Genomic DNA, 22,269 nt, shown 5'->3' on the forward strand with positions numbered 1-22,269 from the left:
TCAAATACTATCTATCCGGCACAAATGAGTAACAGCAACGCTATAAAGATTTCCCTTACTGATACCGTTTATACCATCATCGGCATATTATTTTGCGGGTTTGCGTTGAAAAGTTTTTTAGTACCAAATGCGTTTTTTGACGGGGGCGTTACGGGTATATCCCTGCTGATACATGAGCTTTACCACGTTAACATCGCCTATGTTATTATTATAGCCAATATCCCTTTTATTATCATGGGGGCTTTCCAGGTTAACAAAACGTTTGCGGTGAAAACATTCCTGGCAATTGTTGGGGTGGCGCTATGTCTTTTATATATCCCCTATCCCGAAAAAATCACATCAGATAAGCTATTGGTGTCCATCTTTGGCGGTGTGTTTATGGGTACAGGTATAGGCCTGGCCATTCGCGGCGGCTGCGCCCTGGATGGTATAGAGGTGTTGGCATTATACACCGGTAAACGCATCAGCTTTACCATCAGCGAGATCATCCTGGGCATCAACATCGTTATCTTCCTGATAGCGGCCATGAAGGTAGGCCTGCCAACATCGCTCTATTCTATCATCACCTATTATACCGCATCACGCACCATCAATTTTGTGATAGAGGGGCTGGAAGAATATACCGGGGTTACCATTATATCCGCACAAAACGTACTGATAAAAGAAATGCTGGTGAAACAGCTTGGCCGTGGTATTACGGTTTATAAAGGTGAGCGCGGTTTCCTGAAAGAAAGCTTTGATGTAAGCCATCCGGTGGATATTGTTTTTACGGTTGTTACCCGTTTAGAACTTAGGCGACTGCGCAATATGGTACACGACATTGATCCAAAAGCTTTCATTTTTACCAGCATTATTAAGGAGGCAGCCGGTGGTGTACTTAAACGCAGGGCAAGGCACTAAAAAGCATAAATATTGGCAACCCAGCCTTCAAAAAAAGTGAATAAAGGTTAACAAAGGTTTACACTTTTTCGCTTTTAAAGTGTTAACATTTTAAAAATCAGGTACTTACAAAAAACGTGGGTTAACATGATTTTGGCAAAAAAAGTGCCGTTTGCAATTAACTAACTATTTGCTTAACGAAGTGTGTTCAGACGGAAATCAAGGTCAGAAATTGAAATTTAATTACTCCACCACTTCGTAAGTGTTTACCGGCTTAATTTTATTTTTGAGGATGAATTCGCCATTGGGGCGGCATTTAAATGATTCCTTAACCTTCTCATATACATCTTCAGTGATCACGATCTGTCCGGCAACCGCAACAGACTGCAGGCGCTGGGCAAGGTTAACCACATCGCCTATAACGGTATAATCTAACCGGCGTAAGGACGAGGAACCTATGTTACCTGATACCATATCTCCGGAATTAATCCCGATGGAAATTTGCGGCTTAAAGTTCTTCTCGCCTACCGAAAATTCTTCCTCATCGGCCAATTGTAACTTTAATGCGAGTGCGGTGTCGATAGCCCTGTCCAGATGATAATCGCCCCTAAAAACGGCCATTACGGCGTCGCCCATAAACTTGTCAACGTGGCCGCCCTGGGCAATAATTTCTTTAACTATCTTATCAAATAATCCGTTTAGTAAATTTACTACAGTGTTTGCCGGGATGTGCTCGGTAATAGAGGTAAAGCCGCAGACGTCGACAAACATCACGGTTGCCTGGATAGCCTCATTTTTCATCAGGCTGCTTTCAAACTCCTTGTGCGACATGAACTTGAGCACATTCTCGTCCACATACATCTTAAGGATGTTGTTCTCTTTTATCGCGCGGAGCGTGGCCTGCATCTCTTTGACATGGTTAATGGTTTTTTCCATGGTAAGGTCAAGGTCGTCAAAATCTACCGGCTTGCATACAAAATCGAAAGCACCACGGTTCATGGCAGTACGGATGTTCTGCATATCGCCATAGGCAGATACCACAACTGCTTTAAGCATGGCATTAGCTTCGGGCAGGCGGCTTAACAGCGTAAGGCCGTCCATAACGGGCATATTGATGTCCGACAAGATAATATCCAGATCGGGGTGCTCTTTTACCTTTTGTAAAGCTTCTTCACCGTTCTGTGCAAAAATAAACTCGTATATATTCTCCCTGATCTTTTTACGGAACTTTTGTTTTACCAAAATCTCCAGATCCGCCTCATCATCCACTACCAATATCTTGGCCATTATTCGCTAAGTGTTTTTAGTTTTTCTTTTAATAAATTAAAATCCAGCGGTTTGGTTAAAAAGTCGTCGGCACCTTTGTCCATTGCCTGCCGGTAATTTTCGTCGTCACCATAAGCGGTTATCATCATCACTACCGGCTGGGGCGGCATATTGTAATCATGGCGAATATGCCCAAGCAACTCAATACCACTCATCCCTGGCATATTGATATCTGAAAGGATCAGCACTACTTCAGAGTGTTTTTCCTGCAGGTATTCCAAAGCCTCTTCGCCCGATTGCGCAAAATTAAACTCAACCTCATGGCTTTTGATCTCCTTACGAAACCGCTGTAAAAAAAGGGGTTGAACGTCTGCTTCGTCGTCTACTACTAATATTTTCATATGGCGCTTAAAGATAGCTATTTCAATTTATGCAGGGTAGTATGTTGAAAGTTACCTGCCATTGCCGGCATACCAACTATTAGGTTAAAGGCAGGTTGATGATAAATTCCGTTCCCTCACCAACTTTGCTCTCTATGTCTATTTTACCCTTGTGCGCTTTTACAATAATGTCGTAGCTGAGCGATAAGCCAAGTCCTGTGCCTTCGCCGGCAGGCTTTGTGGTAAAAAATGGCTGCATTATTTTATCCTTAATTGCGTCAGGGATACCGCTGCCATTGTCCTTTACTCTTATTTCGATGCCTTTAGGCCCATTGGTTACGGTATGAATAGTACGGGTACTCACTTCAACCTTTGGTCTAAAATCCGGGCCGGCGGTTTTCTTTTTATCATGTACCGCATAAAAAGCATTGGTAAACATGTTTAATAATACCCGCCCAACATCCTGCGACACGATGTTAATAAGCGGCAGGTTAGGATCAAGATTGGCAACCAATTCAGCATTAAAGGATTTATCCTTGGCGCGTAAGCCGTGGTACGCTAAACGGAAATACTCGTCGGCAATGGTATTAATATTTGCGGGCTCTTTAATATTGCTGCTGGCGCGGCTGTGCTGAAGCATGCCTTTTACAATACCATCGGCACGCTGGCCATGATGGCGGATCTTCTCCAGGTTACTTTTTATATCGTTCGCTATTGCTACTACCTCTTCCGTATCGCCTTTGGCCAGTTCTTCTTCCATTTCGCCAATCAGTTCCATGCTTACTTCAGAAAAATTGTTGACAAAATTTAACGGGTTTTGTATTTCATGCGCAATCCCGGCAGTAAGTTCGCCCAGTGAGGCAAGTTTTTCTTGCTGTATCAATTGCGCCTGGGTAGCCTGCAGCTCTTTCAGGGCGCCTTGCAATTCATCTTTCTGGCGGGTAAGCTCAGCTGTACGTTCAGAAACCATGGCCTCCAGTTCAGATTTACGCTCATTAATGCGCTGAATTTCTTCGCGTTGTTTTTTTGACGTGGCAAAACGGGCAAAGATCCATCCAAATGCGGCTAACTCGGCACACTCGAAAAAATTATCGTATTGGTTATAAAATTTAGGGACAATCAGTTCCACACATCCGTTAAGGATAGCCATAAAGGCCAGCGGATAATGCGCAAAGACTAATACGCCAAAGGATTTAAAATCGGGCTCCTTGCGCATGTAAGACATGACCCCCAGCAGCAGTAAACCGCCAAGAATATTACAGATCTCGTCATCGAGATAGTTGACACAGACAAACCAAATTGCTATCACACCAAAGGTGGCTAACTGCAGCGTACGGTTCCATTTGTCGTAAACCGGTGAAAATTTAAGTGATTTTCTTACCCGTGTGATCAGTAAAAATATCGCGAGGAAAATAAAAACATGCATTCGTGAGAATAGGATTTGATAACTACTAAACTAAGGTAATTATTTATAGCGAACTGTGCGTGTACCGCCGGTAATTAGCCTCATAAAATACTTTTACAAATGTTTGCGTAACCAAATGGTTACTTATATATTTGTAACCGAACGGTAACACATTATGAGACGAGACGTATTCCAGGCGATAGCAGACCCTACCCGCCGAGACATTATCAATTTGCTGGCCAACAGCCAACTTAATTTAAATGCGGTTGCAGATAACTTTACGATAAGCAGGCCCGCAATATCTAAACACATTAAAATACTGACCGAATGCGGATTAGTTATAATCAAACAGCAAGGCCGTGAACGCTACTGCCATGCTGATTTGAAAAGACTAAAGGAGGTAGCCTCCTGGGCAGATCAGTACCGTGCATTTTGGACAGGCAAACTTGATGCCCTAGAAAATTTTTTGGAGAACGAACAAACTAAAACAAAAATAATTATGGAAGCACAACCGCTAATTGTGGAGCGAACGCTCAACGCGTCGGCAGGCCGTATCTGGCAAGCCTTAACAGATAACGACCAGATGAAAAACTGGTATTTTCAATTAGAGCATTTTGAAGCCCGCGTAGGTTTTGAATTTAAATTTAAGGGCGGCACTAAAGAAAAGCAGTACCTGCATAAGTGCCGAATTACGGCCGTTGAACCTGAAAAGAAACTAAGCTACACCTGGCAGTACGACGCTTTCCCCGGCCAATCTGAAGTAACGTTTGAACTTTTCCCGGAAAGTGATGACAAAACGCTGGTCCGTATAACCCACACCGGGTTGGACAGTTTCCCGAAAGACGACCCGAATTTTGCTGTCGCAAGCTTTACCAAAGGCTGGAATCATATATTGGGCACAAGCCTGAAGGCGTTTGTAGAGGCTTAAAAGAAAATAAACAACAAAGCCGGGATTTTGTCCCGGCTTTGTTTATAGTGGTATTTTATTATTATTTGTTAGGTACACGTGTTGGTGTTACCGGTACCGACGGCGCTGTTGGTGAAGTTGGCGTCATTGGTGTTGGTGATGTTTGCGGCACAGTTGATGGTGTTGGGCTGCTTGGCATTGTAGGCACCGACGGATTTGTTGGGCTCGTAGGTGAAGTTGGCACCGTAGGCATAGTTGGTGACGTTGGCGTAGTCGGCATGGTACGCGGCGAATTTGGATTTGTAGGATCTACCGGCGAATTTGGATTAGTTGGTGTTGTTGGGTAAGCCGATGGATTAGTATTACGCGGCGTTGTTGTGCGCGGGTTTGTTGTACGGCCCGGCGTAGTACTGCGTCTTTTAGGCACAGTATCTTGTTGTACGGTTACTGCACCATCTGTTAATATTGCTTTATCCGTTGTATTTGTTGTTTTTGCTGTTGCATAACCTAATGCACAGGTTGCGGCCATGGCCATCATTAAACTTATCTTTTTCATAGTATTATTTATATAATGGTTTATAATAATTAACTTATAAATACAACTATTAACCACAATAAAGGTTTTCATTTTTTTTAGAAAAGGAAGTTTAACTTTTCTGGTTACCCTGAACGATAGTGCAAGTGCTACAACTTTACCGACAAAGGTGCGCCTGTGTAAATAATTTTTCGATCGATCTTAGCGGTGACACCGGTATCAGACCCATGACTGCCATTTACCACCACTACGTTGAAAACGCGCTTCTTCAACATCCCGGGGAAGCTGCCCTTTGTCGCTGAAATATTTAATCTACGCAGCTTATCATTGTAAGTTAACGTAAATGTTGCCTTTGCACCTTTTTCATAATTGTAGTTATCGTTCTCGTCCTCATAGAACTTAAACTCGCCGTTTGCACCGGGGTAAACACGCAACTCGATATTATCGGCAGGCTTTTCTGTGGCATATTCCATTACCGGCCCCATCGGGATAACAGATCCTGCTTTTACATACAGGGGCAACATATTCATCGGCACGTTTACATTTAAGGTTTGGCCGCCAGGGGTGGCCTCACCCGTCCAGAAGTTGTACCATTTGGTGCCGGCCGGTAAATATACACTCCGGGTTTTGGCTTTAGCCGATGCATTTGCACCGGTGTAAAGCTGGGTGGTAACCGGGTTTACTAAAAAAGCCGGGCCAAACATATACTGATCAGGGATATTGTAAACATTTGCATCGTCCTTAAAATCAAATGCCAGCGAACGCATCATGGTATAATTTTCGGTAGTTACGCGACCTGCTAACGAGTAAATGTAAGGCAGTAAGCGGTAACGAAGGTTATCAAAGTTCAGCAGGATCTTACGGGTATCTTCATCCCAGTTTTTTGAAAAAATAGCCCGCTCTCCCTTACCGTGGATGCGGAATATAGGGCTGAATGCACCAAACTGAAACCAGCGGGTAAACAATTCTGTGAATTCCGGTTTCGACCAATCCGGAGCTTTCCAGCCATAATGGTAGCCGCCAATATCTGATGTCCAATATGGGATGCCCGATACGCAAGCGTTAATGCCTTGCGGCACCTGGTTTTTAAAATTGGCGAATGTACACTCAATATCTGACGACCATAAAGTGGCCGCATTACGTTGTTCGCCCGCAAAAGACTGCCGTACCAAAAAGAATGCCCGTTTACCCGGGATATCACGTCGCCAGCCCTCGTATACGCCTTTGGTATGCTGCAACGAGTAAGTATTAAAATAATCGATGCCCTTCCCTATCGAAAAATCGGCTTTACGCCGCTCATCAAGCAATGCGCCATTATCCGGCTCGCACTGGTCTATCCACCAGGCATCCCAGCCATACCGCTTAACCAAACTATCCCTTGCTTGCTGCCAGTAAAGTTCGCGTGCTTTAGGGTTGTGGGCATCGTAGTAGGTATCAAACGTATGCGTGACCACATTGTCCCAGGTAATGGTGGTTAAGCCACCTATCTTTTCTAACGCGTCGTAATTCGGCGTGCCTTTGCCAAACACCGGCCAGATAGAGATCATAGCATGCAGGTTGGCCTGGTGCAGGGCATCCACCAATTTTTTAGGGTGCGGGTACCGTTCCGGTTTCATGATATGCGAGCCGATTGGCAACGGATCCCAATAGTACCAGTCCTGCACCAGCACGTCTACCGGGATGTGGTTATTGCGGTAATTATCTTTTACTGTTAAGATCTCGGCTTCGCTCAAATACCTGTCTTGTGATTTAAACAGCCCGAAAGCCCATTTGCCAAACATGGGAGCCTTGCCGGTAGCAACGCGGTATAAATCAATAATATGATCAAAATCCGGCCCGTAAAAAAAGTAGTAATCCACCTGTTTACCACTCTCAGACACGTATCTGAATTTAGTGTTCCCATCTTCGGCACCGTAAAAGTTAGATGCCGAGTAATTATCCCACATCAGGCCGTAACCCCTGGTAGATAACATTACAGGGATGGCCCCCGTTAGGTATTTAATTGCCATATCCTGGTTACGCCCCTTGTAATTGATAGATAAGGAATCGAGCGGATGGCAACCCAGGCCAAACAGCGCTTCATTTGCCGGGGATGTAAAGGCAGTGCTGCAGTTATATGTATTGATGCCGGCGATGGTTGCGGCCGACATGGATTTGTTGCTGTTGTCTTCGGCAGTTATGACTTTACCAGCCAAATCCATATAGGTAATCGCGTTGGTTGCCTTATTGATGCTTATTTTAAGTTTCGCAGTGGTTATGATCACATCTGCACTATTGTCTTTAACCTGAAAGTTAACCGGCTGCAACCATCTGTTATTTACCACCAGCGATTCCTTATTATCGAACGCAGTAAGAATAGTATACTTAACCTCAATGATATCGGCCCGGCAGATATTGATCTTCATCAGCCCTTTTTCCAATCTGAAAACAACGCCGTTTGCTGTTTTGCTAAATGATTTTATAGCTGCATTAGCGTTAACCGCAAAGCACAGCAATGCCACAAAAAGTGCCGAAGATTTTAACCGGATCATAAGGTTTATATTGGTGAAACAGTGCTAAATATAAGCAATGGTCGGCAATATATGTCAACACTACATTTTAATCGTAGTGGTGACTACAACAACCGCTACTTTAACATCACTTTTGTGGCGCCGTATCCAAACTTTTCTTTACGGGCATCCATAAAGGTTTGTACTTTGGGGTGCTTGCTCAACAGCTTATGCAGCTCGTGCTTTAAAATGCCGTTACCTGTTCCGTGAATAAAGGTAATATCCGGCATTTGGTGTACAATGGCGCCATCAAGCGCGTGTTTAAAGGCGTTTACTTGTATGTTCATCATTTCGCTGCTGGTCAAAAATTGATGATCGTCACGCAATTTTTCGATATGCAGATCAAACTCCTGAACCGGCTTTTGAACTTCCTGCTTTTCTTCGGCAGGTTTAAAAAAACTTTCCTTCAGTTTCTCGGCGTCAATCAACAGCTCGGGCTCATCCAGCTGTATAAGCCATCCCTGCTGCTTTAATATCGGGATGATTTTTTTTGCACCTGCAAAATCTTTTGCTTTAAACTGCTCAGACACATTCAGGGGCGCGGGCACCTCCTGATTCTGTCTGGTATGGTAAAGCACCTGGGATAGAAATTTAGGCCATAATTGCAGATCAGACAACTTTGCCGAGTACACTTTTGCCGCTGTATTAGGTTCGATAATGCCGGCAAATTCGCCTTTAAAGCTTTTTTGCTGTTCGGTTGTTAATGAGGCTAAAAGCTGGTAAGAAGTTTCATTCAAAATATACAGATGCACTAAAGCGTTTGCCTTTGCATCGGGCACAACGGCAATAAAAACGCCTTTACTTTTAAATTCACCTGGCAAAACGGTTGTAACCGGCGCCACATAGTCTTCATCATGACTTTCAGCGCCATGTCCGTGTACATATGTTACTTTAGCGGCAAGAACCGGGATCTCAAAATCATCTTCTACAGTAACACCTATCATTTGTTCGTCGATTATCTGCGTTACATAGCCTTCCAGCTTTTCATCAACAAACCGAACAAAATCACCTAATTTATATTTCATAGTTTTATAACGTAAATGCAAAGGTATTAAATACTGCAACACCATTTTTTTACTTAGATTTACATATCCAATACTGTTAACTTTGATGCTTCAAAGTTTTTCCGTTACTAAACGTTTTTCTATTTTTGAGCTATGCCTACTACCCCTCAAATCAATGAATCGTATTTAAAATCGATTTTTCAATATCAGCTTAATCGGATTTATAATGGTAAATGTTTTTTAAAAGATAACCTGGATCATTTGATCAGCCTTGCATCTTTCCGGGCCCTGCAATTGGCAATGGGCGAGTTTGGCAGCGGCGTGCATAACCAGATATCCCGTATGGACGATATTTACCGGTTAATTGGCGAAAAGCCGCTCGACACTGTTGGTAATCCTATTAAGTCTATCATTAAAGACGAGTTTTTTATAGATGAAAAGCAGACCATGCCGGTACTAAATGATCTGGATATCATCCTATACGTTCAATTACTGGAACATGTAAACATCACCACTTACAGGATGCTTATCATGATTGCTAAGTTGTTAAAGTACAACGAGATTAAACAGTTGCTTACAGAAAACTTTGACGAGTCGGCAGAAAATGATCAGTTGTTTACACTGATAGCCAAGGAATATATCACTACAGACTAACGATTACAGCCAATTTTAAAAAAACAAAGCCGTACATAAAGCACGGCTCTGTTAGTTATTTAATACCCCTACTAAAATAACTTAAACAAATAAAAAAAATTAAATTAAGCCCTGCAAGGCTTTCAACTGTTGGCATTGTAACAATTCGTTTACTCAAAAATCGAATGTGCGTTACTCACTTATCTTTTTAAATTTGCCATTTAACAAATCGTTTTAGCAAACTGTACCCCTTTATGAATAAAATTAAATTATTGTTGCTTACGCTTGTAAGTGCCACGCTGCTAACGCAAGTTTACGCACAGCAAGGCTTATACATGCCCCGCGAAATTAAACAGGCCTATGTAAAAGGCACCCGCTCTGCCGATGGTAAACCCGGCGCCAGGTACTGGCAAAACCGCGGCAAATACAATATTTCTATTACCACCAACCCACCGGGCCGCCTGGTTAAAGGTACCGAAACCATCACCTATATCAATAACAGCCCGGATACACTAAGGCGCATTAACATGAAGCTGATCCTGAATATTCACCGCCCCGGTGCTGCGCGCGAAGGACATGCAAGTGAAGATTATCTGACCCAGGGAATCCAGATAGATACCTTTTTGATAAATGGCCAAAAAAAGAACTGGAACAACGCCACCATGGGATCTACCAATCAGGCTGTTAGTTTAAGCACGCCACTGATGCCGCGCGATTCGATAAAACTTAATATTGCCTGGCATTTTGATGTAAGCAAAGAGAGCGGCCGCGAAGGGATGATAGATTCTACCACCTATTACCTGGCCTACTTTTACCCCCGCGTTTCTGTATATGATGATTATAACGGCTGGGACCGCATAGAATTTGTAGACTCCAAAGAGTTTTACAACGACTTTAACGATTATACCCTTAACGTAACTGTGCCTAAAAACTTTATTGTCTGGGCAACAGGTACGCTACAAAACCCTACACAGGTTTTACAGAAAAGCTATGCCGATAAGTTAAAAAGATCCATGACGGATGATAGCACCACGCACATCGCCACGCTTGCCGACTTGGCCGCCAAAAAGATCACCGCACAAAACATAGTGAACACCTGGACATGGAAAGCAACCGACATTAGTGATATGGCGGTTGGCATCAGCGATCATTATCTGTGGGATGCCGGCAGCGTTATTGTAGATAAAAAAATCGGGCGCCGGGCCAGTTTGCAGGCAGCATATTCTGAAAAGGGTACCGACTTTAAAAAGTCCGTACAAAACGGGCGTAATGCTTTGGGTTGGTTTAGCAACAACTGGCCGGGCGTACCTTACCCTTTCCCTAAAATGACGGCTTTCCAGGGTTTTGCCGATATGGAATACCCTATGATGGTTAACGATAGCCAGGTTGGTAACGATAGCTTTGCCCAGTTGGTGCAAGATCATGAGATAGCACACACCTGGTTCCCATTTTATATGGGTATAAATGAAAGTAAATACGCCTTTATGGACGAGGGCTGGGCAACTACCCTGGAGTACCTGATCGGTATTGACGAAAAAGGACCGCAGGCGGCAGCTACTTTTTACAAACAGTTTCGTGTGAACGGTTGGATCAATGATCGCTCTACCGCACAGGACCTGCCCATAATTACGCCATCAAACGAACAGCATATAGGTTATGGCAATAATGCTTATGGCAAGCCATCGTTAAGCTACCTGGGACTAAAAGACATGCTGGGTGACGAGTTATTTAAGAAAGCGCTGCATGGTTATATGGACAGGTGGCACGGTAAGCACCCTATCCCCTGGGATTTCTTTAATTCGATGAATAACGTAAGCGGTAAAAACCTCGATTGGTATTTTAACAACTGGTTCTTCACTAATGGCTACATCGATCTGGCTATCGGCGAAACGGTGAAGGGTAAAGATGGCTACACATTGACCATTAACAATGTTGGTGGCTTCGCCATTCCGTTTGATGCAATTCTGACCTATGGAGATGGCACCACAAAAACATTACACCAAAGCCCGGCTGTTTGGGAAGCTAATCAAAAACAGCTATTCCTTACTTTTAAAGCAGTACCCGGCAAAAGCCTTAAATCTGTAATGCTGGATGGCGGCATTTTTGTTGATGCCACTAAAAAAGATAATATATGGGAAGTGAAGTAATCAATTTCGCAAACTAATTAAACAAAAAAATCCCGCCTGAACATCAGGCGGGATTTTTTATATATTATCAACCGGTTATGAATTCTGAATAGAATTGTTCCAGTCGTTAGCAGTAGATTTTGCTTTAGATTTAGCTTCACCGTAACCGTTTTCGGCGTAATCGGTAGCTTTTGATTTTGCGCTGTCAACAGCACCTTCAGCATCGCCAACTGCAGAGTTGAATTTTGATTTCACAGAATCAACAACATCGCTTCCGTACTCTTTAGCGTTGCTAGCGTACTCTTTTGCGCTGTTTGCAGTGTTTTGTGCTTTTTCTTTTGCTGATGCAACAAGATCGTTAACATAGTCAGCAATGTCGCCTCTAAGGTCTTCACCTTTTTCGGGAGCTAATAATAAGCCTAAAGCGGCACCTGCTGCAGCACCCACTAAAAGTGCTGCTATAATTTTTGCTTGGTCTTTCATATTCTTTACTTTTTAGTAGATGATTTGTTACATAGTTAACAAATACCATACCGCACTGTTTAATAAATTAAAAAATAATTTAAGCCGGCTTATTAAGGCATAACAGCGTCATACTTAAGCCCGGCATTAGAACAAAAAAATAGTTAATTGTATTAATAAGAATAGTAAAAAAACTACAATGGATGTAAACAAAATACATAGCCTGATGCGTGATATCCATTTCAGGAAAGAGTTTTACCTGGTTACAATGGTAGCGCTCATTGTATTGATTGTTATCAATTACAAACTCTTACCGGCATTGTCGGGTGACAAAGGTGGGCACCGGTGGGCAAATTCCTTTATTAACTTTCTGATATTTGCCGTAGCTGCGGCGATAGTAATATTTTCAGCGTTGTTTTGGCTCAATGGCAATAACTAACTGCCTGTAAAGCAAAAAAGCACCCACTATTAAAAGTGGATGCTTTTGTAAGCTTAGTTTATTAATATATAATTAATTAACAACTTTTACATTTACTGCGTTTAAGCCTTTACGTCCGTTTTCTACTTCGAACTCAACTTTATCGTTTTCACGGATTTCGTCGATTAGACCTGTTGAATGAACAAATACGTCTGCGCCACCACCAGCTGGGGTAATAAAGCCAAAGCCTTTTGTTTCATTGAAAAATTTTACTGTTCCTTCTTTTTGCATTATTTTATTTATTAAAGGCCGCAAGGTAGGGATAATTATCCGTATTTGCGCATAAACCGCATTATTGTACTTAATGGTGCTGTAAAATGATGATAGTATTACTAAGCAATCAAGCTACAATTGCCAGGTGGCGGCCGTGAAGGGTATTCTCAGAATCTTTAACTATCCCGCGTATCTTCTCATCCAGTTCATTAATGGTTAGCTCCATCATGGCAAAATAAGTAAAGTCAATGTTTTCCATCTTTAGCAAATCCATGATTCCTAACAATGAGGCGACCGGCCTGCGCAACTCATGGGATTGAATAATAGCAATCCGGTTCAGCGCTTCGTTCTGTACGTTAATATATTCTTCCTGCCTTTTGTGATGCGTAATATCGGTTGAGTTTAGCGCTACCCCTATTACCTCGCCGCTGGCATCCCTTACCGGGATAAAGGTGGTAACCTTCCAGCACGCAAACGGGGTACCGGGCATCATCATCCATTCGCGTTTGGTAGTACGCCCGGTAAGCGCAACGCTGAAATATTTTTTAAACTGGCTAAGCAATAAAGGATCGGTATATTTAAGTATCGAGTCGCCATTGGCCAGTTTGTGCTTAAAAACGTTACGAATAAATAAAGCAGCCGACTTATTAAAGGCCAGTATCTCGTACTTTTTGCCAACCAGGATATGGGTATCATTAGTACTATCGAACATCGCCTTCAACTTCAGCTCCGATTCGCTGATGGCCAAGTTCTGCTGCAACTCTTTATGATGTTTTTCTTCCAGTGAATTAATGCTGTAATTTAGTTCCATTAAATTAACCACCTGCTTTGCCATGATGCCCAAAGTTTTTATCTGATGGGCGGTTAACTCGCGTGGCTGCATATCAATAATACAAAGGCTGCCTATGGCAAATCCATCTTTAGTGATGAGTGGCATACCAGCATAAAAGCGCACATTTGGTTGGCCGGTAACTAACGGATTCGTCTTATGCTCGTCATCCAACCACATATCGGGAATGATATGCAGGTTGGTTTGTTCAATAGTATAATTACAAAAGGCAACGCTCCTGTCAGTACAATTTATTTCGGTACCCACTGCGGCTTTAAACCACTGGGTATTTTCATCAAGCAGGGTAACAAGCGCAACCGGTGTTTCGCATATATCAGACACCAGGCTCACCAGATCATTCAGATCTTTAGTGATGCCTGCATCAAGTTGTTTAAACCTGTCGACAGCGGTTAGGCGTTGACGCTCTGTGTATTTTATCATCTACAAAAACTATATTATTAATACGCAATTATTATCGTATTAATTATTATAAATGCTGCAATTTAACTGTTGCATTAAGTATAAAAGTCAATGCTATTTAGTATGGGGTTACAGTTACTAAATACGGTATAATACACTAATAAGTTTCGTAATAACGCGAATTAATAACTAAAAAGCCCCAGGTGATAAACCATAGGGGCTTTGCCAAATATCTAAACCAGGACATAATCAGGTAGACTGGATGTAATTCGACCGTGTTAATTTCGACAGGCGCCTAAAGGTTAGGGGTAAACACATTGTAAAATTATACGTTTGTTTCCTGTACCGTAGTTATTAATATGCCGGGCGACTACTATTGTGAATAAACGCTTTTTACATGATCGCGCAGGTTGTAACCCGATGCCATTACTTCGCCATAAGCGCCGGCGGTGCGGATTGCGATCAAATCGCCGCGGTACGACTGCGGCAGATCAACATCCTTGCGGAAACAATCCGTGCTTTCACAGATAGGGCCAACAACGTCATATTTTATTTGAGGTGCGGGTTGCAAGGTGCCCGGCGCATTCGCTTCTTCAATCATTGCTCCCCGCCCCCTGCTCAAATTCTCGATAGCATGATACGCCTGATAAAGCATCGGTCTCATCAGCTCCGTCATGCCGGCATCCAATATCAGAAAGTTCTTTTTCTGTCCATTTTTTACGTACAGCACCCTCGATATAAGTGAGGCGGATTGTGCTACCAACGCACGGCCCAATTCAAAGTGTACTTCCTGCCCTGGCTTTACGTTGAGGAATTTTTTGAAAACACTGAAGTAGCTTTCAAAATCCGGGATGGCATTGGTGTCCGGGTTGTAGTAATCTACGCCTAGTCCGCCGCCTGCATTTAAAATCTTTACAGCAAAGCCATGGTCTTCAAACCAGTCCTGCATTTCGTTTATACGGATGCAAAGGCTGCCATAAACTTCCATATCGGTAATTTGCGAACCGATGTGAAAGTGTATTCCCAGGAAATTTAAATTGGCTGATTTGCGCAGCGTATCCACCACATCATTCAACTGCCAGGTGTTAATGCCGAATTTATTCTCGTCAAGGCCGGTAGTTATATAATGGTGTGTGTGTGCATCAACATTCGGGTTAATACGGATGGCCACACCGGCCACTTTGCCCTTTGCCGCAGCCAGATCATTAATAATCTCCAGCTCCTGTACCGATTCTACGTTAAAGCAAAAGATGTCGGCATCCAACGCCAGGTTAATCTCCTTGTCCGATTTCCCAACGCCGGCAAACACCACCTTATCCTTACCGAAGCCGTGTTCGATAGCCGCCTTAACCTCGTTGCCGCTAACGCAGTCGGCACCAAAACCGTAGGCTTGCACCGTATCTATAACCCTAGGGTTAAAGTTAGCCTTCATGGCATAGTGCACATGAAAGTTATGTTTGACTGATGCCTCGCGGCAGGCATCAAGCGTTTGCTTCAATGCATCAAGGTCGTAATAGTAAAACGGCGTCTCCAGGTCAGCAAAGCGCTGTATAGTATTGTTATTGAACATCTTTATAAAGTCAAAATTAAAAAGCCAAAAGTCAAACTGACTTTTCTAAACCGGGATTGCAGCACACAACGCAATCTTTTGGCTATACAGAGTGGCTCTGTAAGTCGGGGATTGCTTCGTACCCCGCAATTACGCGTATGATTGTAAGCCCTGCGTTCCGGCGAGGGTTTGGGTGGGGTTCCTAAAACAACCTGTTATGCAGGCTTCTTAATACCTCTACCTTTTCCTCGGTCTTAACCAATAAGGACATGTTATGGTCGCTGCCGCCGTAGGATATCATCCTTAAAGGGATATGCTTTACGGCCTCCAGCACACGGGCCGCGTAGCCATGCTTCTCGGCGCCAAAATCGCCAACCACACATATTATTGTATGGTTAACGTCAATATCAACAGATCCAAACTTACCTAACTCGGCGGTGATCTCGCCCAGGTAAGTGGTATCATCAATAGTTAACGATACCGCCACCTCTGATGTGGTGATCATATCGATACTTGTGCGGTAACGCTCAAAAACTTCAAAAACCCGGCGTAAAAAGCCATGAGCCAGCAACATACGGCTGCTTTGTATCTTTATAGCGGTTATTCCGTCCTTGGCAGCTATAGATTTGATCTTGTCCTTTTCGCTGGTATTAGTTATCAGCGTACCTGCTGCCTGCGGATCCATGGTATTTAACAACCGTACCGGAATCTTATACTTTTGCGCCGGGAACACACTTTGCGGATGTAGGATCTTTGCACCAAAGTAGGCTAGCTCGGCAGCCTCGTCAAACGATAGCTGTGCAATAGGCGTAGTGCCCTTAACAATGCGCGGGTCGTTGTTATGCATCCCGTCGATATCCGTCCAGATCTGCACTTCTTCGCTGCGGATACCCGCCCCTATTAATGATGCGGTATAGTCGCTGCCACCGCGGCGCAGGTTATCGATTTCGCCAAAAGCATTGCGGCAAATAAAACCCTGGGTAATAAAAAGGTTAACGTCCGGGTGCTTATCCAGCAAAGGCGGCAGCTCGGCAGCAATGTGCTCTACCACCGGCTCGTTATCCTCGTCGGACTTCATAAAATCAAGTGCGGGCAATAGAACCGATGGCACGCCGATTTCTTTCAAATAAATATGGTATAAGGTAGTCGAGAGCAATTCGCCCTGCGCCAAAATGATTTTGTCTTCAATAGGCGTAAACAAGTCGTTAGCCAGCGTGGTAAGCAATTTAAAATGATAATCGATCACCTCTTTACCCTGGGCTAAAAACTCTGGCTTTTGTAAAAGCTCATTAATAAAAATTTCGTACTTATTCTTCAGTATAGCAATTAGCTTTGCGGCTTTCGCCTTATCGTTTTCCAGGTAGGCCTGGCCAATTTCAACTAAACTATTTGTAGTGCCCGACACCGCCGAAAGTACCACGATCTGCCGCTCGGCCGGATCAATTATATCCAGCAGCTTTTGCATACGGGCAGGACTGCCAACCGATGTTCCGCCAAATTTTAAAACTTTCATTATTTGTTTTCGTTTACCATAAATGATTGATATTCTTGTATCAATATTTGAGGCGCTAAAATTAGGATTTTAAACCATTATATCTAAAATGAGTACAATAAAATTTGGAACGGATGGCTGGAGAGCGATCATTGCCGACGACTTTACCGTAGAGAATGTAAAACGCGTAGCCTATGCAACTGCATTATGGCTTAAACAAAATTTTGAAAACCCAAGTGCCGTAGTTGGTTGCGACCCTCGTTTTGCAGGCCCTATGTTTGCCGATGTTACCACCACCGTGCTGGCATCTCAAGGCATCAAAGTATTCCGTGCCGAAAATATTTTCATCTCTACTCCAATGATATCTTTAGGTACAGTGCGTAAAGGCGCCAGTGCAGGTATCATCATTACTGCCAGCCACAACCCGCCGGCTTATAATGGTTATAAAATAAAGGCATTTTACGGTGGCCCTGCTACCCCTGATGATATTGAAAAAGTTGAATCACAGATCCCTGAAACGGTTAGCCTTGACCTTAAATCGGTAGCTGATTACGTTACCGACGGTACTGTTGAGTATATCAATTTAGAGGATATGTATGTGGAGCATGCTGAGGCCAGCTTCGATATCCCGGCTATTCGTGATAGCGGCCTGCAGTGGGCTTACGATGCCATGTATGGTGCCGGCCAAAATGTAATGCGCCGCCTGTTTCCGGATATTACCTTTCTACATGCCGACTATAACCCAAGTTTTGACGGCCAGGCACCGGAGCCTATCCAGCGTAACCTGCAGGAGTTTGAGCAGCTGATCAAACTGTCTGAAGGTGAAATAGCATCTGGCCTGGTTACCGACGGTGATGCCGACCGCATAGGGTTATATGATGGTGATGGCACCTTTGTCGATTCGCACCATATCCTGCTTTTGCTTATCCATTACATGTACAAGGTTAAAGGGGAAAAAGGCGAGGTATACTCAACCTTTTCTTGTACCAGCAAGATCCAGAAACTATGCGATGCTTACGGATTGAATAACACCGTTACCAAAATTGGCTTTAAATACATTTGCGACCTGATTGTGAACAGCGGCAAAACCTTTATGGTAGGCGGCGAAGAATCTGGCGGTATCGCGGTAAACGGCCACATCCCCGAGCGCGATGGCGTTTGGATAGGTTTGATGATTTGGGAATTTATGGCCAAGAGCGGCCGCAGCCTGCGCGACCTTGTAAACGAAATTTATGACGTAGTAGGCAAGTTTGCTGTTGAGCGCTATGACCTGCATGTAACTGAAGAAAAGAAACAGGCTATCATCAGCCGTTGCAAAGGCGGTGTTGAAAGCTTTGGCAACCTTAAGGTAGTTAAAACAGAAGACCTTGACGGCTTTAAATTCTTCTTTGAAGATGAAACGTGGGTAATGGTCCGCCCATCGGGTACCGAGCCGGTTCTGAGGGTTTACGCCGAGGCACCATCTACCGCAGAATCATTTAAAATATTGGATATCGTAAAAGCAGATTTGTTAAAATAATCTGCATCCAACAACACAATATGAAGGCTTGCTTTGGCAAGCCTTTTTTTGTTTAATGCATATCGGAAAAAAGCGCACAACTATTAACAAAGGTTTACACTTTTTTGTGAAAAAATTACTTAAATAATTGACTATAAATAACTTACAAAAAACGTGGGTTAACATGAATTTGCCTGGATTTGAGCTCGTGCCAAGCCGGCCTTTTACCGCTATCCAGATCGTTACCGAAGCATTTTTTGCCCGCTAACTTGCCATACTCTTAAGACGCTTTTGCTGCAGCTTAGCAGCACAGTTGCTTTTAGATTTTATTTGCAATTTAGTGGTGATATATCGCCCGGAACAGGCACATACTATTAAACGATTATCTGATTATGAGCAATCAAAAACCAGTGGGAATAGAACAACTCATTATGCGGCTTTACCAAACGGCATTCCCGGCTGTGGCCAGGTATGTAAGCAAAATGGGTGGCAGCTTTGATGATTCGAAAGATATATTTCAGGATGCACTGGTGATCTACTATGAAAAAGCTGTTGTCGGTAACCTCGGGCTTAAAAAAGCCGACGAGCAAGCTTACATCTTAGGTACTGCCAGGCATTTGTGGTTAAGAAAGTTTAGCAGGGATAAAGGCAACATGCCCTTATTGGATGGCTTCGATGTGGCAGATGAGCAGGAAAACGAAGTATCAGCAACCAGGCTGATGCATTACCTGCAAACCGCGGGCAAAAAGTGCATGGAACTGTTAAGCGCTTTTTATTATGATAAACTGCCCATGCGGGATATTGCAGGCCTGTTCGGCTTTACAGGCGAGCGATCGGCCACCGTCCAAAAATATAAATGCCTTGAAAAAGTAAGGGAAACCGTTAAACAAAACGCATTGGCTTATGAGGACTTCGTTGCTTAAGATCAAAGAGATAGATGACCACCTGCAAGGCCAGTTGCCGCCGCAGGATGCTGTGTTGTTTGAAGCGCGCTTATTGCTTGATGCAGAACTTGCAGATCAGTTACACTGGCATAAACAAACGCTGGCAGCGGCAAACCGTTATGGCCGCACCAACCTGCGCAACCTGATAGAAAACGTTCATCAGCAACTGTTTACCCAACCTGCCCATTCCGGTTTCAGGCAGAAGATCCTGCAGCTGTTTAAATAAACCAAACAAATGGAAATGAATAAAAATGAATTCCGCAAATATGCGGTGAGGCACCGCCATGTCCAATCGTTACACCTGGACAAGTACATAAGCCAGGTAAATACCAGCCTGCTGCCCCAGGGCATGACACCGCACATCATGGAAGAGCGCCAGCTCAACATCTCGCAGATGGATGTCTTTTCGCGTTTGATGATGGATCGCATCATCTTTCTGGGTACCGCTATAGACGACCAGGTAGCCAACATCATTCAGGCGCAGTTGCTATTCCTGCAATCGGCAGACGCTAAACGCGATATCCAGATCTATATCAATTCACCGGGAGGGTCCGTTTACGCAGGCTTCGGTATTTACGATACCATGCAATTTATAGCGCCGGATGTGGCCACTATCTGTACAGGAATGGCAGCCTCCATGTCGGCAGTATTATTATGTGCCGGCGCAAGCGGCAAACGGGCGGCATTACCGCACTCCAGGGTAATGCTGCACCAGCCGTCGGGCGGTACACAAGGCCCCGCGTCTGATATTGAAATTGCCGCAAGGGAAATTGCCAGGATCAAACAAGAACTTTATGAGATCATTGCCAGGCACAGCGGCCAGCCCTATGAAAAGGTTTACACGGTGTCTGACCGCGACCACTGGATGATCGCTCATGAGGCGAAGGAGTTTGGCATCATCGACGAGGTACTTGGAAGGACGGACGCGGTTTAAGGTTTCCCTCATGGTTCAGACTAATTCTCAAAAGTTCTGATTATTTGTATCAAGCAATTCTTTCATTCTGTAAATTCTGATTATTTTTAGATGCCAACTAAACGCTAAATGAAATACCTGCTGCTGTTATTGCTACTGCCTTCATTCGTGCTGGCACAAAAAAAGCCTACCAACCAAAACCTGTTCGATACTATTCCCTTCATCCCTGATCATACTACTCAACGGCTTGCCGAATTTGCCAAACAGCCGGTTACACGGGGCGGCATCATCTTTTTAGGCAACAGCATTACAGAAATGGGCAACTGGCCCACACTGCTTAATGACACTACCGTATTAAACCGGGGCATCGGCGGCGATATAACCTTCGGCGTATTAAAACGGCTGGATGACATTACCAACCGGCAACCCAAAAAGCTTTTCATCTTGTTGGGCATAAATGATATTGGTAAAGACATCCCCGATTCGGTGATCGCCTATAACTACTTTAAGATAATCAGGCAGGTGCATGCCAAAAGTCCGGCTAGTAAAATATTTGTACAAAGCATTTTGCCGGTAAATGCCAAACACGCCAGTTTTCCGCAGCATTATGATAAGGGCGAGCACATCCCCAGGGTAAATAAAATGCTCGAAGAAAATGCAAAGGCTTTATCTTATACCTACATAAACATAGCGACTTTATTATTAAATGCCCAAAAGGAAATTGCCGATGAGTATACTATAGAAGGGCTTCACTTAAAGCCGGCGGCCTATCAGGTGTGGGTAGCTTACCTTAAAAAAATGAACTATTTATAACCTTAAATATGAACAGAACTAAAGTTGCCATTATTGGCGCCGGCTATATCTCTGATATTCACCTGGAATCGTACCATCGCTTTGTACCCGAGGCCGAAGTAGTAGCCATTTACGCCCGTAACCTGGATAAGGCCAAAGCATTTGCCGAAAAATACCACATCCCCGCGTTTTTTGACGATGTAGACAAACTGCTTGCCGAAACCGAGGCAGAAGTAATAGATATTTGCGTGCCCAATTACCTGCACGCCCAGGTGTGCATTAAAGCCGCCAAAGCCAAAAAACACATCATTATTGAAAAGCCGCTGGCGGTTACTTTAGAGGAAGCCGACGAGATGATAGCTGTTTGCAAAGAAAACAACGTGAAACTGATGTACGCGGAAGAACTTTGCTTTGCACCAAAATACGAGCGTGCCCGCCACCTGGTAAAAGAAGGGGCCGTTGGCGATGTGTACATGCTTAAACAAGCCGAAAAACACAGCGGCCCGCATACCGATTGGTTTTATGATATTAACCTGGCAGGCGGCGGTGTTATTATGGACATGGGCTGCCACGCATTAGGCTGGTTCCGCTGGATGATGCCGGGTGCAAAGGTTAAGGATGTTTACGCTACCATGAGCACCGTTTTACACAAAGGCCGTACACAGGGCGAAGATAACGCTGTGGTGATAGTGGAATTTGACAACGGTGTTACCTGCGTTGCCGAAAGCAGCTGGGCCAAACATGGTGGTATGGATGACCGTTGCGAAATTTATGGTACCGGCGGCGTGGTTTATGCCGACCTTTTTCAGGGAAACTCGGCGTTAACTTATAGCCGCGATGGTTATGGTTATGCGATGGAGAAAGCCGATACATCGCAAGGATGGAGCTTCACCATATTTGAAGAAGCCTTTAACCAGGGCTATCCGCACGAACTGAAACATTTTATTGAATGTGTCCGCGAAGATAAAACACCGGTAGTTACAGGCGAAGACGGT

22 protein-coding genes are annotated in these 22,269 nt (G+C 43.9%); 11 read left to right on the forward strand and 11 right to left on the reverse strand.

All coding sequences use genetic code 11. The features are described from left to right. Positions 1–24: 24 nt before the first annotated feature. On the forward strand, positions 25–900 hold the full coding sequence (locus ACE5CV_RS04740) for a YitT family protein (protein WP_374949016.1): 876 nt from the start codon (positions 25–27) through the stop codon (positions 898–900). 222 nt (positions 901–1,122) lie between these two features. Here ACE5CV_RS04740 and ACE5CV_RS04745 read toward each other — a convergent pair whose 3' ends face one another. The 3 genes from ACE5CV_RS04745 to ACE5CV_RS04755 all read right to left on the reverse strand — a co-directional run bounded on the left by ACE5CV_RS04745 (position 1,123) and on the right by ACE5CV_RS04755 (position 3,951). Next, positions 1,123–2,166 (reverse strand): adenylate/guanylate cyclase domain-containing protein, encoded by a 1,044-nt coding sequence (locus ACE5CV_RS04745; RefSeq protein WP_374949017.1) that lies wholly within the window; start codon positions 2,164–2,166, stop codon positions 1,123–1,125. Continuing rightward, positions 2,166–2,546 carry a response regulator gene (locus ACE5CV_RS04750; protein ID WP_374949018.1) on the reverse strand — a complete coding sequence of 127 codons (381 nt, stop codon included), beginning with the start codon at positions 2,544–2,546 and terminating at the stop codon, positions 2,166–2,168. The genes ACE5CV_RS04745 and ACE5CV_RS04750 overlap by 1 nt, the downstream gene beginning before the upstream one ends. Before the next feature lie 79 nt (positions 2,547–2,625). Further along, the gene (locus ACE5CV_RS04755; RefSeq protein WP_374949019.1) at positions 2,626–3,951 is read right to left on the reverse strand and encodes a sensor histidine kinase; all 1,326 of its coding nucleotides are present in this window, start codon (positions 3,949–3,951) and stop codon (positions 2,626–2,628) included. Positions 3,952–4,105: 154 nt separating this feature from the next. Between ACE5CV_RS04755 and ACE5CV_RS04760 the strand changes: the two genes are divergently transcribed. Next, on the forward strand, positions 4,106–4,858 hold the full coding sequence (locus ACE5CV_RS04760; protein ID WP_374949020.1) for a metalloregulator ArsR/SmtB family transcription factor: 753 nt from the start codon (positions 4,106–4,108) through the stop codon (positions 4,856–4,858). Between the two features lie 61 nt (positions 4,859–4,919). Here ACE5CV_RS04760 and ACE5CV_RS04765 read toward each other — a convergent pair whose 3' ends face one another. From ACE5CV_RS04765 to ACE5CV_RS04775, 3 genes are all read right to left on the reverse strand, one after another. Next, complete coding sequence (locus ACE5CV_RS04765; RefSeq protein ID WP_374949021.1) at positions 4,920–5,393, reverse strand: hypothetical protein; 474 nt, start codon at positions 5,391–5,393, stop codon at positions 4,920–4,922. Between the two features lie 128 nt (positions 5,394–5,521). Beyond that, the gene (locus ACE5CV_RS04770; protein WP_374949022.1) at positions 5,522–7,903 is read right to left on the reverse strand and encodes a TIM-barrel domain-containing protein; all 2,382 of its coding nucleotides are present in this window, start codon (positions 7,901–7,903) and stop codon (positions 5,522–5,524) included. A gap of 95 nt (positions 7,904–7,998) precedes the next feature. After that, positions 7,999–8,946, reverse strand: coding sequence for a Smr/MutS family protein (locus ACE5CV_RS04775; RefSeq protein WP_374949023.1), 948 nt, complete (start codon positions 8,944–8,946; stop codon positions 7,999–8,001). A 132-nt stretch (positions 8,947–9,078) separates the two neighbouring features. Between ACE5CV_RS04775 and ACE5CV_RS04780 the strand changes: the two genes are divergently transcribed. Then, the gene (locus ACE5CV_RS04780; protein ID WP_374949024.1) at positions 9,079–9,579 is read left to right on the forward strand and encodes a DUF892 family protein; all 501 of its coding nucleotides are present in this window, start codon (positions 9,079–9,081) and stop codon (positions 9,577–9,579) included. Between the two features lie 233 nt (positions 9,580–9,812). Then, positions 9,813–11,705: a M1 family metallopeptidase gene (locus ACE5CV_RS04785; RefSeq protein ID WP_374949025.1), complete on the forward strand. Its 1,893-nt coding sequence runs from the start codon at positions 9,813–9,815 to the stop codon at positions 11,703–11,705. Between the two features lie 75 nt (positions 11,706–11,780). Here ACE5CV_RS04785 and ACE5CV_RS04790 read toward each other — a convergent pair whose 3' ends face one another. Next, complete coding sequence (locus ACE5CV_RS04790; protein WP_374949026.1) at positions 11,781–12,167, reverse strand: YtxH domain-containing protein; 387 nt, start codon at positions 12,165–12,167, stop codon at positions 11,781–11,783. 178 nt (positions 12,168–12,345) lie between these two features. Between ACE5CV_RS04790 and ACE5CV_RS04795 the strand changes: the two genes are divergently transcribed. Further along, positions 12,346–12,585: a hypothetical protein gene (locus ACE5CV_RS04795; RefSeq protein WP_374949027.1), complete on the forward strand. Its 240-nt coding sequence runs from the start codon at positions 12,346–12,348 to the stop codon at positions 12,583–12,585. Positions 12,586–12,657: 72 nt separating this feature from the next. Here the strand turns inward: ACE5CV_RS04795 and ACE5CV_RS04800 are convergent, their stop codons facing one another. The 4 genes from ACE5CV_RS04800 to ACE5CV_RS04815 form a co-directional block, all read right to left on the reverse strand. Beyond that, entirely contained in the window at positions 12,658–12,855 is a 198-nt protein-coding gene (locus tag ACE5CV_RS04800; RefSeq protein ID WP_374949028.1) for a cold-shock protein, read from the reverse strand. A gap of 109 nt (positions 12,856–12,964) precedes the next feature. After that, positions 12,965–14,107 (reverse strand): GAF domain-containing protein, encoded by a 1,143-nt coding sequence (locus ACE5CV_RS04805; RefSeq protein ID WP_374949029.1) that lies wholly within the window; start codon positions 14,105–14,107, stop codon positions 12,965–12,967. A gap of 352 nt (positions 14,108–14,459) precedes the next feature. Next, complete coding sequence (gene lysA / locus ACE5CV_RS04810) at positions 14,460–15,656, reverse strand: diaminopimelate decarboxylase (RefSeq protein WP_374949030.1); 1,197 nt, start codon at positions 15,654–15,656, stop codon at positions 14,460–14,462. A 181-nt stretch (positions 15,657–15,837) separates the two neighbouring features. Then, positions 15,838–17,148: an aspartate kinase gene (locus tag ACE5CV_RS04815; RefSeq protein ID WP_374949031.1), complete on the reverse strand. Its 1,311-nt coding sequence runs from the start codon at positions 17,146–17,148 to the stop codon at positions 15,838–15,840. Positions 17,149–17,236: 88 nt separating this feature from the next. Between ACE5CV_RS04815 and ACE5CV_RS04820 the strand changes: the two genes are divergently transcribed. The 6 genes from ACE5CV_RS04820 to ACE5CV_RS04845 form a co-directional block, all read left to right on the forward strand. Next, complete coding sequence (locus ACE5CV_RS04820; RefSeq protein WP_374949032.1) at positions 17,237–18,646, forward strand: phosphoglucomutase/phosphomannomutase family protein; 1,410 nt, start codon at positions 17,237–17,239, stop codon at positions 18,644–18,646. Positions 18,647–19,017: 371 nt separating this feature from the next. Then, positions 19,018–19,548: an RNA polymerase sigma factor gene (locus tag ACE5CV_RS04825; protein WP_374949033.1), complete on the forward strand. Its 531-nt coding sequence runs from the start codon at positions 19,018–19,020 to the stop codon at positions 19,546–19,548. Further along, the gene (locus ACE5CV_RS04830; protein ID WP_374949034.1) at positions 19,529–19,795 is read left to right on the forward strand and encodes a hypothetical protein; all 267 of its coding nucleotides are present in this window, start codon (positions 19,529–19,531) and stop codon (positions 19,793–19,795) included. Before ACE5CV_RS04825 ends, ACE5CV_RS04830 begins: the two co-directional genes overlap by 20 nt. A gap of 9 nt (positions 19,796–19,804) precedes the next feature. After that, positions 19,805–20,503: an ATP-dependent Clp protease proteolytic subunit gene (locus tag ACE5CV_RS04835; RefSeq protein WP_374949035.1), complete on the forward strand. Its 699-nt coding sequence runs from the start codon at positions 19,805–19,807 to the stop codon at positions 20,501–20,503. Positions 20,504–20,611: 108 nt separating this feature from the next. After that, on the forward strand, positions 20,612–21,295 hold the full coding sequence (locus ACE5CV_RS04840; protein ID WP_374949036.1) for a GDSL-type esterase/lipase family protein: 684 nt from the start codon (positions 20,612–20,614) through the stop codon (positions 21,293–21,295). Between the two features lie 8 nt (positions 21,296–21,303). Next, the coding region (locus ACE5CV_RS04845) for a Gfo/Idh/MocA family protein (protein ID WP_374949037.1) at positions 21,304–22,269 on the forward strand (966 nt) is incomplete at its 3' end.

The organism is Mucilaginibacter sp. (assembly GCF_964263795.1).
Taxonomy (GTDB): Bacteria; Bacteroidota; Bacteroidia; order Sphingobacteriales; family Sphingobacteriaceae; genus Mucilaginibacter.